This is a genomic window from Paenibacillus terrigena DSM 21567 (assembly GCF_000374845.1).
Classification (GTDB): Bacteria; Bacillota; Bacilli; order Paenibacillales; family Paenibacillaceae; genus Paenibacillus_K; species Paenibacillus_K terrigena.
Genome location: NZ_KB895415.1, coordinates 21957 through 36284, shown reverse-complemented (window position 1 = coordinate 36284; position 14328 = coordinate 21957). Strand labels below are relative to the sequence as shown.

General features: G+C 47.1%; 14 protein-coding genes. 13 read left to right on the top strand and 1 reads right to left on the bottom strand.

Annotated features, from left to right (window positions below; all coding sequences use genetic code 11):
- Positions 1–8: 8 nt before the first annotated feature.
- The 4 genes from C558_RS0111730 to C558_RS0111715 all read left to right on the top strand — a co-directional run bounded on the left by C558_RS0111730 (position 9) and on the right by C558_RS0111715 (position 5518).
- A complete protein-coding gene (locus C558_RS0111730; RefSeq protein ID WP_018756467.1) occupies positions 9–2570 on the top strand; it encodes a DUF5696 domain-containing protein in 2562 nt (853 codons plus the stop codon).
- Positions 2567–3454, top strand: coding sequence for a carbohydrate ABC transporter permease (locus C558_RS0111725; RefSeq protein ID WP_018756466.1), 888 nt, complete (start codon positions 2567–2569; stop codon positions 3452–3454). The genes C558_RS0111730 and C558_RS0111725 overlap by 4 nt, the downstream gene beginning before the upstream one ends.
- A gap of 41 nt (positions 3455–3495) precedes the next feature.
- A complete protein-coding gene (locus C558_RS0111720; RefSeq protein ID WP_018756465.1) occupies positions 3496–4443 on the top strand; it encodes a carbohydrate ABC transporter permease in 948 nt (315 codons plus the stop codon).
- 115 nt (positions 4444–4558) lie between these two features.
- Positions 4559–5518 carry an NAD(P)/FAD-dependent oxidoreductase gene (locus C558_RS0111715; RefSeq protein ID WP_018756464.1) on the top strand — a complete coding sequence of 320 codons (960 nt, stop codon included), beginning with the start codon at positions 4559–4561 and terminating at the stop codon, positions 5516–5518.
- 35 nt (positions 5519–5553) lie between these two features.
- On the opposite strand, the gene C558_RS0111710 is transcribed toward C558_RS0111715, so the two are convergent.
- Positions 5554–6801, bottom strand: a complete 1248-nt coding sequence (locus C558_RS0111710; RefSeq protein ID WP_018756463.1) for an AraC family transcriptional regulator — start codon at positions 6799–6801, stop codon at positions 5554–5556.
- A gap of 151 nt (positions 6802–6952) precedes the next feature.
- Here C558_RS0111710 and C558_RS0111705 point away from each other — a divergent pair, with 151 nt between their 5' ends.
- The 9 genes from C558_RS0111705 (at position 6953) to C558_RS34655 (ending at position 14298) form a co-directional block, all read left to right on the top strand.
- Positions 6953–8356 (top strand): glycoside-pentoside-hexuronide (GPH):cation symporter, encoded by a 1404-nt coding sequence (locus C558_RS0111705; protein WP_018756462.1) that lies wholly within the window; start codon positions 6953–6955, stop codon positions 8354–8356.
- Between the two features lie 158 nt (positions 8357–8514).
- Entirely contained in the window at positions 8515–8841 is a 327-nt protein-coding gene (locus C558_RS0111700) for a hypothetical protein (protein ID WP_018756461.1), read from the top strand.
- A 21-nt stretch (positions 8842–8862) separates the two neighbouring features.
- Entirely contained in the window at positions 8863–9768 is a 906-nt protein-coding gene (locus C558_RS0111695) for a TIM barrel protein (protein WP_018756460.1), read from the top strand.
- A gap of 12 nt (positions 9769–9780) precedes the next feature.
- Complete coding sequence (locus C558_RS0111690; protein WP_018756459.1) at positions 9781–10275, top strand: GNAT family N-acetyltransferase; 495 nt, start codon at positions 9781–9783, stop codon at positions 10273–10275.
- A gap of 21 nt (positions 10276–10296) precedes the next feature.
- Positions 10297–11223, top strand: coding sequence for an aminoglycoside phosphotransferase family protein (locus C558_RS0111685; protein ID WP_018756458.1), 927 nt, complete (start codon positions 10297–10299; stop codon positions 11221–11223).
- Positions 11224–11259: 36 nt separating this feature from the next.
- Positions 11260–12240, top strand: coding sequence for a GNAT family N-acetyltransferase (locus C558_RS35100; RefSeq protein ID WP_018756457.1), 981 nt, complete (start codon positions 11260–11262; stop codon positions 12238–12240).
- Between the two features lie 393 nt (positions 12241–12633).
- A complete protein-coding gene (locus C558_RS0111670; RefSeq protein WP_018756456.1) occupies positions 12634–13218 on the top strand; it encodes a TetR/AcrR family transcriptional regulator in 585 nt (194 codons plus the stop codon).
- 118 nt (positions 13219–13336) lie between these two features.
- Positions 13337–13921 carry a hypothetical protein gene (locus C558_RS0111665; protein ID WP_018756455.1) on the top strand — a complete coding sequence of 195 codons (585 nt, stop codon included), beginning with the start codon at positions 13337–13339 and terminating at the stop codon, positions 13919–13921.
- A gap of 179 nt (positions 13922–14100) precedes the next feature.
- On the top strand, positions 14101–14298 hold the full coding sequence (locus C558_RS34655; protein WP_040674937.1) for a DUF4177 domain-containing protein: 198 nt from the start codon (positions 14101–14103) through the stop codon (positions 14296–14298).
- Positions 14299–14328: the final 30 nt, after the last annotated feature.

Genomic DNA, 14328 nt, shown 5'->3' with positions numbered 1-14328 from the left:
GGATCGGTGTGAGACGTAAAACAGTAGGCTGGTTGCTAATGAGCTTGGTTGGTGCCATCATCATCGGGTATCTTGGGATACGGATGATGAACAATGGAGATGACACCAAGCGAACGGCTGCGAATGCGACGAACAACGTGGCCAGCACAGAGAAGTCTGCCGAACCTGCCCGATTTGGCGACAGTGGTATTAGTGGTGGCCCTAGTTTGGTGGCGGAGACGCAGGCGCTTCAGCTGTATATGGACCCTGCGACAACGGAGATCTCGGTGAAGGATAAGCGCAGTGGGCATACCTGGTACTCGAATCCGCTCGATCGTGAGTCAGATAAGAAAGCGGAAGGTATCAATCGCGATAACTTATCGTCGCAATTCTCCATTGCCTATAACAATGATAAAGGGCAGAACTTCTACGTGAACAATTTCGCTGAAGCGATCAAACGCAAACAGTTCGAAATTTTCAAGACGGAGAAGGGGGTTAAAGTCGTCTATCAGCTAGGCAACTTCCAGAAAGGGATGGAAGCCATACCGCTGATCATTAGCAAGCAGCGTATGGATGAGATGATCTTGAATAAAATTCCCGATGAAGGAAAGAAGTTCGAAATTGAGAAACGCTTCAAATTCGATGAAGCGAAGCAAGTCTATACGCGCAAAGAGATGCCGGAGTACGTCGTCAAAGATGTCGTCGCAATCCTAGATTCCGTAGGCTATACGGCGGAAGAAGCGGCGAAGGACAATGCGCAGAACCAAGCAGGGGGACAGAAGTCCACGGCGGCAGCCAGGTTCACCGTGCCGATCGAATATTATCTGGACGATGCGAACTTCATGGTGCAAGTCCCTGTACGTGAAATGAAGGATACGAAGGAATTCCCGATTGATTCGATCCAAGTGTTAGAGATGTTCGGCGCAGCAGGTGCGAATCAGAACGGCTATATGTTCGTTCCAGACGGATCGGGCGCACTGATTCATTTGAACAATGGGAAGACATCCGTTCCACCATATGACATGCCGATGTATGGCAAGGACCCGACGCTAAGAGAGAAGGATGTGGTGAAGGAGTTTAAGCAAACATCAAGGATGCCTGTATTCGGGATGAATCAAGGTGATCAAGCCTTCTTCTGTATCATCGAAGAGGGAGATGCTATTGCCTCCGTGAATGCGGACGTCAGCGGTCGTGTGAATACGTACAACCGTGTCAGTGCGAAGTTCCTGCTGAAGCCAATGGAGTCGTTCACGTATCGTGCAGGCAGCGTGAAGAAGGATAGTCCCATGTTCCCAGTGCTGTATCAAGGGGATATTAAGCTGCGCTATGCCTTCCTGACGAAGGAATCGGCGAGTTATGTCGGCATGGCGAAGTACTATCAAGATTATCTGGTGAAGAGTAAGAAGCTAACCAAGCTGGAAGCTGCTGCAGAGACGCCATTTGTTCTGGATCTGGTCGGCTCCATTTCGGTCCGGGACACGTTCCTCGGGATTCCATATCAATCGGTGAAATCGTTAACTAGCTTTGAACAGGCGAAGTCGGCGCTCGCGATGCTGAAGCAAAGAGGCGTGAGTCAGATCAAGCTTCGTTATTCCGGTTGGTTCAATCGAGGGATGAATCATGATTATCCGGATGATGTCGATATTGATTCAGCACTGGGCGGAGCTTCAGGGTTGCAAGATTTAATCCGTTATGCGCATGAACAGAAGATCGACCTTTTTCCAGATGTGTCTTTCTTACGTATGTATACGACGGGGCATGGATTCAAGCCCAAACGTGACGGTGCGAGCTTCCTATTCCGTGAAGGGATTGCACAATACAAGACAGATCTGGTAATGGGAAGTCGCGGCGATCTAGATTATTATCTCTTGTCGCCGAAGAAGCTGCCGGACCTTGTCGGGAATTTCCTGAAGGACTACGAACCTCTGCAAGTGGGCGGTCTGTCGTTGCGTGATTTGGGGGATGTGATAAGTTCCGATGTCACTTCAGGGCGAACGATCGATCGTCAGCAGAGTGCTGCGATCATCGCGGATAGTGTGAAATTAATTCAGGAACGGGTTGGCCATACGATGGTTAGCGGCGGGAATGCCAACGTCTTGCCTTACGTGAAGTCAATTGTGGATGCACCGATGAAGAGCAGCATGCTCAACATTGCGGATGAAGAAATTCCTTTCTATTCGCTCGTATTGCATGGATTCATCGATTACGCGGGAACACCGATCAATATGAGTCCGGACCAGAGCTATAAGTCGAACGTGCTGAAGACGCTCGAGACCGGCTCCAATGTGTACTATCAGTGGTTCTATGAGAAGCCTTCCGCTGTGCGAAATACGATGTTTAATGATTTATATTCGGCGAGTTATACGAATTGGCTGGATGAGGCCGTACAGTATTACCGGGAGACGAACGAAGTGATGCGAGGACTGCGCACGCAGGCGATCGTCAATCATGAGAAGCTCGCTGATCATGTGTACCGCACGACGTATGAGAACGGGACATCGATAACGGTGAATTATAATCAGACGGACGTGCTGGTGAACGGTACCACTATAGCGGCTGAAGGTTACTTGGTAGGGGGTGCAGGGCGATGAGAAAAGGGCTGACGATGTCACAGAAAAAATCATGGATTGGCGTGATGTTCGTTGTTCCATGGTTCCTCGGATTTGTGTTCTTGTTCGTGATTCCATTATACGAATCGCTCGTGTACAGCTTCAATAATCTAACGGTAGCGCTCAGCGGCTTCGATACGAAGTTTGCGGGCTTGAAGTTCTATCAGGAGATCTTCTACAAGCATCCAACCTTCAATCGCGTATTAATGGATTCGATCGTGAGTTTGCTCGTCAATATTCCTTCGATTGTTATCTTTAGTCTATTCGCTGCCTCCCTGCTGAATCAGAAATTCCGCGGCAGGGTGCTGGCTCGGGCAATTTTTTTCCTTCCGGTACTGCTTGCAACGAATTTGCTCTCTATCGAGCAGAGCAGCGATCTGGCGAGCGTGGCGCAGACCGTGACCGGCGGCGTCGATGGAGCGGGGCTTACGAGCTCTGAGCTGGAGACCTTGATGCTGCAGTCGGGCTTCGGCAACGAATTAACTTCTTATATTACAGGTTCGGTGAATCGGATTTATGAAATTATTAGCCACTCCGGTGTGCAAATTCTAGTGTTCCTGGCAGGTCTTCAATCCGTATCTCCATCGCTGTATGAAGCGGCCAAGATCGAAGGGGCGACAGGATATGAAGCCTTCTGGAAAATTACTTTCCCGATGGTAAGTCCGCTGATTCTGACGAACATTGTCTATACGGTGATTGACTCGTATAACTACAACAAGCTGAGTGTGTTGATTAACGAGACGGCCTTCAAGGCGCTTAACTTCAGTCTGAGTGCAGCGATGTCGTGGGTGTATTTTATCGTAACATCCATTATCCTGCTCATCTTGGTCCGTGCGGTGTCGACCAAAGTGTTCTATCACGACTAATGCGGAAAAATTAAGGAGGGATTGTTCTGAAACAAGTGGTTATGAACAAGAGGGCAGCGTATGTCCGGTTAGCTCGTGAGAAACAGCCGCTCCTTAAAATGCAGAACTGGGCTTGGATTCTCGTTAGGGCGATACTCATCATAGGACTTTGCTTCGTCATCATATATCCGCTGTTCTTCAAGATTTCGATTGCCTTCAAGGATCGGGTAGATATGTTAGATCCAACCGTCCTATGGCTTCCGAAGCATTTCACGCTCGATAATTTCAAATTTGCGGCGAGTACGCTGCATTATGCGGATACGTTCTTTAACTCGCTCTTGATCTCGGTGATGACGACCGTGCTGCAAGTCATCTCGTGCTCACTCGCCGCGTTTGGGTTTGCAAGGCTGAAATTCAAGGGAAGCGGGGTTCTCTTCGCACTGGCTGTATTCACGATTGTGGTGCCATCCCAGACCTTAATGATACCGACCTACTTGAACTATCGATTCTTCGATTTTGGCGGTCTGATCGGATTATTCACGGGCGGCAATGGCGTTAACCTGCTGGATAGCTACTGGCCCTTCATTCTGCAATCGGCGATGGGAATGGGCATTAAGAGCGGATTATTCATCTTCATTTTCCGGCAATTTTTCCGTGGCATACCGAAGGAGCTGGAGGAGGCTGCTTATATGGATGGCTGCGGTATTCTCCAGACGTTCTACCGGGTTATGCTGCCGAACGCCGTTCCGGCGATTGTCACCGTCTCCTTGTTCTCCTTCGTCTGGATGTGGAATGACAACTATTACGTCTCCTTACTTTTGACCCGGATCAAGGTCTTGTCCACGATGCTGCCAACGATGTGGACGGCGACACAGTTCGAAGATGGATTGTATGCGTATATGATCAAAAATACAGGAGAACTGCTGTTCATTGCGCCGATTATCGTGCTCTACGTGATTCTCCAGCGTTACTTCGTCGAGAGCGTCGAACGCACAGGAATCGTCGGTTAGCGACAATCTCAGGTGGCGGATCTTCTTAATACGTATAACCAGAGAGAGACAAGTGTATTACTAGATAGCATATACGTCTTAGAAGTCGTAAAAAAATCAAGGAGATTAAGCAATCGTGAAGGATACCAATGTGTTAATGGATGTCGTTATTGTCGGTGGGGGACCTGCTGGTCTTAGTGCTGCACTCTTGTTAGGTCGATCTTGTCGCCTAGTCGTTGTCATCGATGAGGGAAAAGCAAGGAACAGCGTGACCTATGAATCGCATGGATATCTGACGAGAGATGGCGTGAAACCTTCTGATTTTAAAGAAATAGCCATCGCGCAAATGAAGGCGTACACGAACGTGCTCATCGAACAAGATGTTGTTGAGCAAGTACAGCAGGAGCAAGGTATATTTCGGACCTTAACTCGAGGTGGGCACACATTCAGCTCCAAAAAAATCATTTTTGCGACAGGAATGAAAGACCATCTTCCACCTATCCCAGGTCTTACAGAAGTCTACGGCACTTCCGTGTTCCCCTGCCCATATTGCGATGGATGGGAACGCAGAAATGAACCTTTAGCCGTAATGGGTAACGATGAACGACTCTTTCATTTCGTGAAGACGATATATAGCTGGAGTAAAGATTTGATCGTACTCACGAATGGTTCCTCAACCATCACAGGGGAAGAAAGAAGAGAGATGGAAGCGCATCACATTCAAATGATAGAAACGGAAATCCTTGCAATGAAATCCAATGAAGGAAAGCTGGATGAGATCGTGTTCATTGACGGTCAGTCGATTCCCTGCAAGGGGGGATTTCTTCTCGATACAGGAGCCAAGCAAGCTACGCTCATCCCATCGACAATGGGCATTCCCATGAATGAAACGGGCGGCTACGTGACAACGAGCGATTACGGTCATACCGCTATCGAAGGTGTCTACATTATTGGAGATGCGAAGAATTGTTTTACGGGTGTCATTGGTGCCGCTAGAGAAGGATATTACATCGGAGAATTGATGAATAAAGATTTGATTGAAGAAGAATGGGATGCTCATCGTACACATGCTAATCACCACCCTGGTCTCTCGTAAGAGACTCAGGGTGGTTTTTCTTTTGAAGGACGCTGTTACGTAGAGGGCAGGTTCTTCGTGTTCCGATATTGCTTCGGAGTCAAGTTTGTATATTTCTTGAAGATCTTGGAGAAATAGCTCTGATCGTAGAAATTAAGCCGCGCGCAGATATCCGATAATGAGAATTCACTGGAAGCCAGCAGCACTTTGGCTTCTTCGACGCGTTTGCGTTGGATATATTCACTTAACGATATGCCAACTTCTCGTCTGAATAACTGGGATAGGTAGCTCGGGTGCAAGTTGGTTAATTCAGAGAGTCTCTGCAGGGAAATTTCTTCATGCAAATGGTTGAAAATATAATGTTGGCATATGGTAACCGCCTTGGTGTAGCTCTGTTCTTTGCAGGCCTTTACGCGGTCCGTTAATTCTAGGAAAGCATCGAGCTCCACATTTTTAAGCTGCTTTATATCCGTCAATTCTTCAATATGCTGAATGTATATGTCGCTGAGGGTAAACGCAACCTCCGAGTGAAGCCCCCCGTCAATCGCTGCGCGTGTGGCTAGCGCAATGCCGATGATGGAAAGGTTTTTTCTGCTTCGTAGATGGCTTTTCTTCGACAGAACGCCGAGCTGTTCTTCAGGCAGCGCTGCAATGCTCTTGAAGAGTGCTTCACGATTGCCGTCACGAACACTGTTAAACACGCTGCGTTCCACTGCGGGATCATGGTGGTAATGGTTGCTCTGCCTGCGATTCGAGACATCCAGATCGATATTGTCGATCGTATCTTCTGCAAGCTCAAGTCTATGATTCAGCTGGAGCACCTCGACGACATCGAGCTTCTTTCGATAAATCAAGTAATACAACATCATACTCACATGCAGCAGCTGCATCTTGTTCAAGACAGGCGCATGCTCGAAATACTGTGTGATCGCCTGCTTATGCATGTGGGGAAGCTGATAATCATTCATTAACTTGTCCAACGTTTCCTTGCGTATCTCCTGGTAGAGGGAAGGGCCTACGATAATCGTACCGAGCTGCAGCTCTTCGAGTTCGATTCGGACGGCGAAGAAGTTCCCTAGAAAGCTTGTCGTTCGTAGGATTGGGAACTGCGTAGGATGCTGGGGACCTGCGAGTTGGCTGTAAAGCTCTAATTTATGCTGGGCAAATGGATCGTCACTAGAAGGGTAAGAAAATTCGAATTCTACGTCACCCGACGCATTGATATAGACGGTGGATATTTTATTATTCTCGAACATCAGCTTGCAGATGTATTCCATATCTTCGATTTGTAGTCTCGGCTCCATGCTGTATGCACCCCTTACCCTTCATGAATTACAAAGAAATTTGAAGGAAATACAAATAATGTTGATAATATACCATAAATGCGCGTTGGATTGCATTATGATGATTTCACAACAAAATGTAAGCGCTTTATTAAGTGAAGGGGGAAAATCCATGTCGGCAAAGCAAGTGGGTTGGGGAGAGCGAATCAGCTATGGAATTTCGGATACGGCATCGAATTTGATTTTTCAGATGATCTCGATTTATTTGATGTATTTCTACACAGATGTCTATGGATTGAGTGCGGGGGCGGTCGCCACCTTGTTCTTGGTTACGCGGGTGCTTGATGCGTTTGCCGATCCGGTTATGGGTATTATTATTGACAAGACGAACAGCAAGTGGGGGAAAAGTCGGCCTTACTTCTTGTGGCTTGGGATTCCGTTTGCCGTCATTGCGATGCTGACATTCTTGACGCCTGACTTTGGCGATACAGGAAAATTGGTCTATGCATACATTACGTATACGTTGTTAGGCCTCGTCTACTCCGGGATTAATATTCCGATCACCTCGATCCTTCCCAGCTTAACGAGCAATCCGCAAGAACGCACGGAGCTGGCATCGGTCCGGATGTTCCTCGCTCTGGTAGGGATGATGGTCGTATCGATTGGTACACTTCCCATTGTGAATGCGCTTGGTGGCGGTAATCAGCAGAAGGGATTCTTCTATACGATGGTTCTGTTCGGGATTATCGGCGGGATATTCTTCTTGATCACGTTCTTTAATGTAAGGGAGAGGGTAACGACCGGGCACGATAAACCGCTGCCTCTACGTGAGTCAGCTCGTGCGATTCGAGGCAATTGGCCGTGGGTTTTGCTGCTCATCTCCGGGTTCCTGCAGATGGGGATTAATGCGATGCAGACACAGTCCGCGATTTATTTCTGGACGTATAATATGAAGAAACCGGATATGGTCTCACTCGTTATGGGCATTAATATGTTGGCACTGGTTACGCTCGTATGCTCCTCCTTCGTGGCGAAGCGGATCGGCAAGCGTAATACGTCGATTCTCGGCTCCAGCTTGATGATTATCGGGTTTACTGTGGCACTGATCGGTAGTTATAGTCTATCCGAGTCGATGCTGCTCGCGGGTCTTGTGATCAATGCGCTTGCAATCGGTTTCAGCATGAGTATGGGCTTCGCGATGATTGCGGATACCATAGATTATGGGGAATGGAAATCAGGCGTACGTGCGCAAGGTCTGTTGTCCGCGGCGTCGAGCTTCGGCGCCAAGGTCGGGATGGGGGTTGGCGGCGCCTTGTCGGCAGGGCTCTTGTCTTGGGCGAATTATGTTCCAAATGCAGCTCAGCAAGCAGAGTCGGCACTCAATGCAATTCGGATCAATTATTTGTGGGCCCCACTGATCTCCGCCATAGTAGGGATTGGCTTGATGCTCTGTTATCAGCTGGATAAGAAACTAGGAATCGTGACGGAGGATTTGGAGCGAAGAAGAGGTGTGAATCCTACAGATCGTGGAGACGGTAAGGGGAATCCACACAGTGGGACGCCAGTAAGCAGCTAATCTGCATATAAGAAGCGACTGTATCACGGAGATATTCTCCACGATACAGTCGCTTTTTTCAATTATAGTCCCATTTGTATTAAATTGGTTATATCGGTAAAATGTTCATAGTAATAGCTTGATAGGAAGGAGAGAATATCTAGACGGAGGTGTTGCTGATGAGAACATTAATAAGAGGTATGCTAGAGTTTCTTAGGATGACCGTGTTTTTGCTGTTCTTTATGGGGATTATCGGAGAAATGGAAAATTCGGTGATCAGGATGATCATAGGTCGTGAAGGATATGGTAACTTTCGATTTGGCGGGAATTTTATGTTCCTCATCGGAGACTTGCTGTTATTTATGGTATTTTATCGGAATTACTTGCAATTCAGGGGTTGGTATACCGAGGAAGCAGAGCGTCTACCGAAACGGGTCACTCGCATGATGCTAGGGTTTGGGTTCGCTTGTATCTTATTACCGATAACGATTGCGCTGTTACGATAGAGGAATGAGAGGGATAAATCTGTGAATCGGTTCATGATTGGTCAATATGGTAGTTATGATGAGGCAAAATATGAGCGGGATTTCCGAGCGGGGTTCTGGGGTGTGGAGGCCTGTCTGTTCGAGGCTGATCAGGATCTGGAGAAGTTGGCTCGACAAGCGGAGGAGCGAAAATTTAACGTAGGAATCCATTTTCCGCTGCGGGCAGGCCGTTCGAGGCTGAGAGATGCGTTGTTCTTGGCGCAAGATGATTCGTTGCGGGCGGATGCATACAAGCTTGTGCAAGAAGAGCTTGAAGCGGCGATGCGAGTGAAGCCGTCATATATTTTGTTCCATTATCCGAAGCCTGTTATCCTGGATGACAGCGTGAATTGGTCGACGTGGCGGTTCAGTGATCCGGCAGAGTTCGTGATGCAGAGCCAATTTTCGTTGGAGGAGTTGGTGAATAAGAGCGAGGCGCTATTTCAGTGGCTGACGGAGCGGGGTGAAGCATATCATTTTACCCCTGTGCTTGAATTCGATGCACTCTGCCCTTATTTATATGAATCAGATTACTTAGAGACCTTATTACTGCGCTATCCGACGGTTCGAGTATGCCTCGATACAGGCCGGCTGTTCCTTCAGGAGCAAGTTGATCCGAACTTCGATGCTCGCCAAGTGATTCGGAAGTATGCGAAATATGCGGATGTCATTCATTTGTGGACGCTTCAGTATCAGAACGCACAAATTCTGCATTATCATTACCCCGTGCTCCCTGAGCAGAACGCAGAAGAAGGATGGGCGCCGATTGCCGATTATTTACATATTATTCGTGAAGAACAGCCGCATGTAATAATTCAATTCGAGCATCAGTCCAATCTGATCTCGGAGGAAGATTTGTCGAGATGTTATGCATGGGTGGATGCGATGTTGAGCGGGGAGCATAACTGAGGTGCGAATTAGATGATAGAAACGAATAGATGTAGATTAACAGAGATAGAACAGTTTGATTTGGATGAAGTAGCGCAGCTCTATGTGAATCCTCAAGTTCGGATGTATCTTGGCGGTGCAATTGATGAAGAGCATCTACTCCAAATGAAGTTGCTAGAAGTGATGAAGAGAGTCGAGCAAGGCGCACATTACTTTGTTATTCGGACGATTGATCATCAAGAGTTTATGGGTTTGGTCTCATTAGACCCTTATCACGATGGAATACATACAGAAATCTCGTATGAGTTTTTACCACAGTGGTGGGGGGCGGGATATGCCACAGAAGCGATCGAACGCGTAATAGATTATGGTCTGTACGCACTGGAATTACCGAGTTTGGTAGCAGAGACTCAGACAGCGAACAAAGCTTCATGTATGCTATTGGAGCGGGTGGGTATGACCTTGCAGCATCAATTACATCGTTTTGGTGCTGAACAAGCAGTCTATCGGATTGAGCGAGATCGTTAAACAACATGGGAGGCAGAAAGAATGGAGTGTCAACAAGATCAAATCAAGAACATCGCATCGCACATTCCGGCTCTTCAAGGATATCGGGAAGCCGTATACATTGACAAAGGCTATTCGCCTGACCAGAAATTCATGATGCGTCGTGCGAATGGGGACCAAGTGCTGTTGAAGGTGTTCCCGCTTCAGGACTATGCATGGAAGGAGAAGGAATATAAGACGGTACTGCACATGGCAGCCTATGAGGTTCGATGCTCTAGACCGATTGCGATCGGCCAAATCCCAGAGTTAGGCTTAAGTTATTTGATTATATCTTATTTGGAGGGTGAGGATGGGGAAGTAGTTGTTCCCAAGCTCCCGGAAGAAGTGCAAGCTCAGATCGGTTATCAAGCCGGGGAAGAATTGCTGAAGATTACGCAGATGCCAGCCCCCTCCTCCATATCAAGCTGGTATGATCGCAAGCTTCGGAAGCATCAACGATATGTGGAGCAATATCGCAACTGCGGCTATAAGGTGCGAAATGATGAGCAGGTGCTTGCATTTATCGATAAGCATATCCATCTCATGATCGACCGTCCGAATCGGTTTCAACATGATGATTATCATCTGGGGAATCTAATCATTCGAGATCAGCAGCTGCAGGGTGTCATTGATTTTAGCGCGTTCGACTGGGGCGACCCGGTTCATGAATTTGTTAAGATCGGCATCTTTTGCAGTGAGACGAGTGTCCCTTTTTCGATCGGGCAAATCCGAGGGTATCACCAGGGTGAGGAGCCGGATGAGCTGTTTTGGAAGCTCTACGCACTGTATCTTGCAATGACCATAATCTCCTCGGTGGTATGGGTGTTGAAGGTGAAGCCCGAAGAACTGGACATGATGATGGATAAGATAAATCGAGTGCTAGATGACCATCACGATTTTGACGTTTTTAAACCCAATTGGTATGTGTAGGAACGTATAAGTCAAATCGAAGAGGAGCGTTGTGACATGTCTTACCCGATTCGTGTTCGAGCCACAGCACTAGTAATAGAGAGAGATTCGATCCTGCTCGTCGAGTATCGAGATGAAGAAGGCGTACATTATAACCTGCCTGGTGGCGGTGTGGAGCCTGGGGAATCGGTGACGGCGGGCGTGCATCGAGAGCTGATGGAAGAGACGATGCTCGAAGCGACGGTTGGTCCGATTGCTTTCGTCTATGAATATGCACCGCATTTGAACGTGCAAGATTCTGGCTCCGATATCCACACGCTGTACCTGGTGTTTGAATGTACTCCGATCGAAGGATCACGCCCGAGATTTCCAGACCGCCCTGACGGAGATCAATCTGGGGTCCGATGGATTCCGCTCGCAGAACTTGACGGCATTATTTTATACCCAAATATCAAAGCGCATATCAAGCAATTCGCAGCCGAACGAAGAACGATTGAGCTGATCGAAGATCATCAATTGGAGCCCTATCCACGGCAAGTCGAGCTTAGAGAGCTTAAACTAGATGAGGATAATGCGATTTATCAAATGATTCAAGAGATCGGCGAAGGTCAGAATGGATTTGTGAACAGTCTGTATTCCAATGAGATCGCAGAGTTTAAAGCCAAACTTCGTCGAAATTTTGAATGCGCTCAGGGCTTGAACTTGCAGGAGGGCTACGTGCCGCAGACGATCTATTGGCTCTATGTCCAGGGTAAGCCTGTTGGATATGGGAAGTTAAGGCATCATCTCAATGATCGATTACTCGAGCACGGGGGACATATAGGGTATGTCATTCGACCGTCTGCTAGAGGCAATGGTTACGGGAATATTCTATTGCGAGAGATTCTTGATGCGGCTCGTGAGAAAGGCATTCCAGAAGTATTGCTGACTTGCAACGCTTCGAATACAGCATCCCGCAAGGTTATCGAGGCGAATCAAGGTATACTGACTGAGACGACAGAAGATTCCTGCAAGTATTGGATTCAGTTATTCTCGTAATACACCCGCATCCCTCGCATTCAGAATGCTTTTCAGAACATGATCTCGAGCCGTGCCAGCTTCGACATTGCACTCGAACACGTGAAGAATTATTGGCGAGGGGTGGCTGCTATGCGCGATTATATCATAGTCGGTTTGCTGCTGTGTAAGTTCGTATCGTGAATGGAAAAAATGTCTATACTGTGTCACGTGAAAGCGCCCGGTCTATGAACAGATCGGGTGTTTTCGTGTTGTTTATTCTGTTGTTGATTGAAGAAGTACATAGCAGCAAGCTGGAATTAAGGAAAATAATGGTTGAAAAAACTAATAGTATTAGTTATGATAAAACTAATGATATTAGTTTTTGCCTTGCACAGTGATATGAACCATCAAACATAGAACGGAGTATACCCAATGTCCCCAAGAATCGGAGCAGATTTGAACACAATCGTACAGACGGCCGTTGAAATTGCTGATCAAGATGGGTTTTATGAAGTCACATTGACTCGAGTGGCCCAAAAGTTAAACATTCGCCCGCCTTCCTTGTATAACCATATCGATGGTTTGCAGGAGTTGCGGAAGCAGATGGCGATTTACGGTTTACATGAGCTGTATGCCGCATTATTAGAAGCGAATGCTAGTGTTAAAGAGCTGGATCAAGGGCTGCACGCGATCGGCGAGGCTTATGTCGATTTTGCTCGCAGGCATCCGGGTCTATATGAAGCCACGTTCCAAGCTCCTGATCCGAGTGACCCTGAGGTTGAACGTGCGGGTACAGATATTGTGATGTTTGCAGTTCATTTCTTAAGAAGCTATGGGTTGGAAGGAGATGAAGTGATTCACGCGACACGCGGGTTACGCAGCATCCTGCACGGATTTTCCTCCCTAGAACAAAAGGGAGGGTTCCGAATGGATCTTGAACGAAATGAAAGTCTGCATGTGATTATTAATACGTTTATCGCTGGAATTCGTAAATTGGGTACAAATTGTAATGAATAAACGTTAATAAAGGGAGCGAGGAGAATGAACTTTATTTTGTTTATGATTCTTTTTGTGGCAGGCTGCGGATATTTGGATGCTCGTGCGCGGCGGTACCATGAAAAGGGAGGGAAGTAACATGTTCGCAGGTCATTTTGGTCTTGCTGCTGCCGCGAAAGCGAAGGCGCCACGGTTACCGTTATGGGCGCTTATGCTAAGTACGCAATTATTAGACGTGGTCTTTGTACCATTTCTTCTAACAGGGAAGGAAACGATTGAACCGATATCTGGGGAGACAGGGTATGGCGCAAATATGATTCATGCAGATTATACGCATTCACTAATCGGAGCATTGTTTATAGCAATGATAGCTGGATGGGGTGCATGGCGGCTGTGGGGCAGACGAGGCGGAGTTATCATTGGATCGGTGGTATTTAGTCATTGGTTTCTCGATCTTCTCGTACATCGTTCGGATCTTCCCATACTCCCTGGGAATTTCGGCAATCTTCCAATGCTTGGCTTCGGGTTATGGCAATATCCTGTTATTAGTATCACACTCGAGTGTATCTTACTCATTAGCGGTATTATTCTATACTATCGATCATTCTCCAGATTAAACGAGAATCGTCAAGGTCGTCGTTGGGTTATTGTATCGACCTTATTTATGAGCTTATTGTTCGTTTTAGCCATTGGTACAGACGTACTCAATCTTTCTTTAGATTGAACCAAGTGAAAACACTTCAAGGCGGATAATCGAAGGATACAAGGATGCCGTGGAATGAAGAAGTTCATTTCACGGTGTTTTGATATGGGTTCTATGAGTGAATGGTGGTACAATGGAAGTTGATCTGGGTAAAAATAGGAAACGAATCTATTGTTTTCGAGTTGAAAGGGTTGAGTAACGTGTTCGAAAAATGGGAGTACCGAACATTGAAGTTCAAAACGGGCGGATTTATGGGTGGTAAAATTGATGAAGAAGAGTTTCAAGAGGAATTGAATCGGCATGGCGAAGAGGGATGGGAGCTCGTCTCTTGCTTCGATACAAGCCAGTCTTCAGGTAGTTCTCGGGATATCGTTGTCGTATTTAAGCGTAGAAAATAGGTTTTTATCCATGAACAATAGGAGACATGA

What these genes read in the sequence shown, in the direction of transcription:
- C558_RS0111720 (WP_018756465.1), top strand. Translation starts at nt 3,496, where the DNA reads ATGAACAAGAGGGCAGCGTATGTCCGGTTAGCTCGTGAGAAACAGCCG.
- C558_RS0111725 (WP_018756466.1), top strand. Translation starts at nt 2,567, where the DNA reads ATGAGAAAAGGGCTGACGATGTCACAGAAAAAATCATGGATTGGCGTG.
- C558_RS0111710 (WP_018756463.1), bottom strand. Translation starts at nt 6,801, where the DNA reads ATGGAGCCGAGACTACAAATCGAAGATATGGAATACATCTGCAAGCTG.
- C558_RS0111705 (WP_018756462.1), top strand. Translation starts at nt 6,953, where the DNA reads ATGTCGGCAAAGCAAGTGGGTTGGGGAGAGCGAATCAGCTATGGAATT.
- C558_RS0111685 (WP_018756458.1), top strand. Translation starts at nt 10,297, where the DNA reads ATGGAGTGTCAACAAGATCAAATCAAGAACATCGCATCGCACATTCCG.
- C558_RS0111690 (WP_018756459.1), top strand. Translation starts at nt 9,781, where the DNA reads ATGATAGAAACGAATAGATGTAGATTAACAGAGATAGAACAGTTTGAT.
- C558_RS35100 (WP_018756457.1), top strand. Translation starts at nt 11,260, where the DNA reads ATGTCTTACCCGATTCGTGTTCGAGCCACAGCACTAGTAATAGAGAGA.
- C558_RS0111665 (WP_018756455.1), top strand. Translation starts at nt 13,337, where the DNA reads ATGTTCGCAGGTCATTTTGGTCTTGCTGCTGCCGCGAAAGCGAAGGCG.
- C558_RS0111700 (WP_018756461.1), top strand. Translation starts at nt 8,515, where the DNA reads ATGAGAACATTAATAAGAGGTATGCTAGAGTTTCTTAGGATGACCGTG.
- C558_RS0111670 (WP_018756456.1), top strand. Translation starts at nt 12,634, where the DNA reads ATGTCCCCAAGAATCGGAGCAGATTTGAACACAATCGTACAGACGGCC.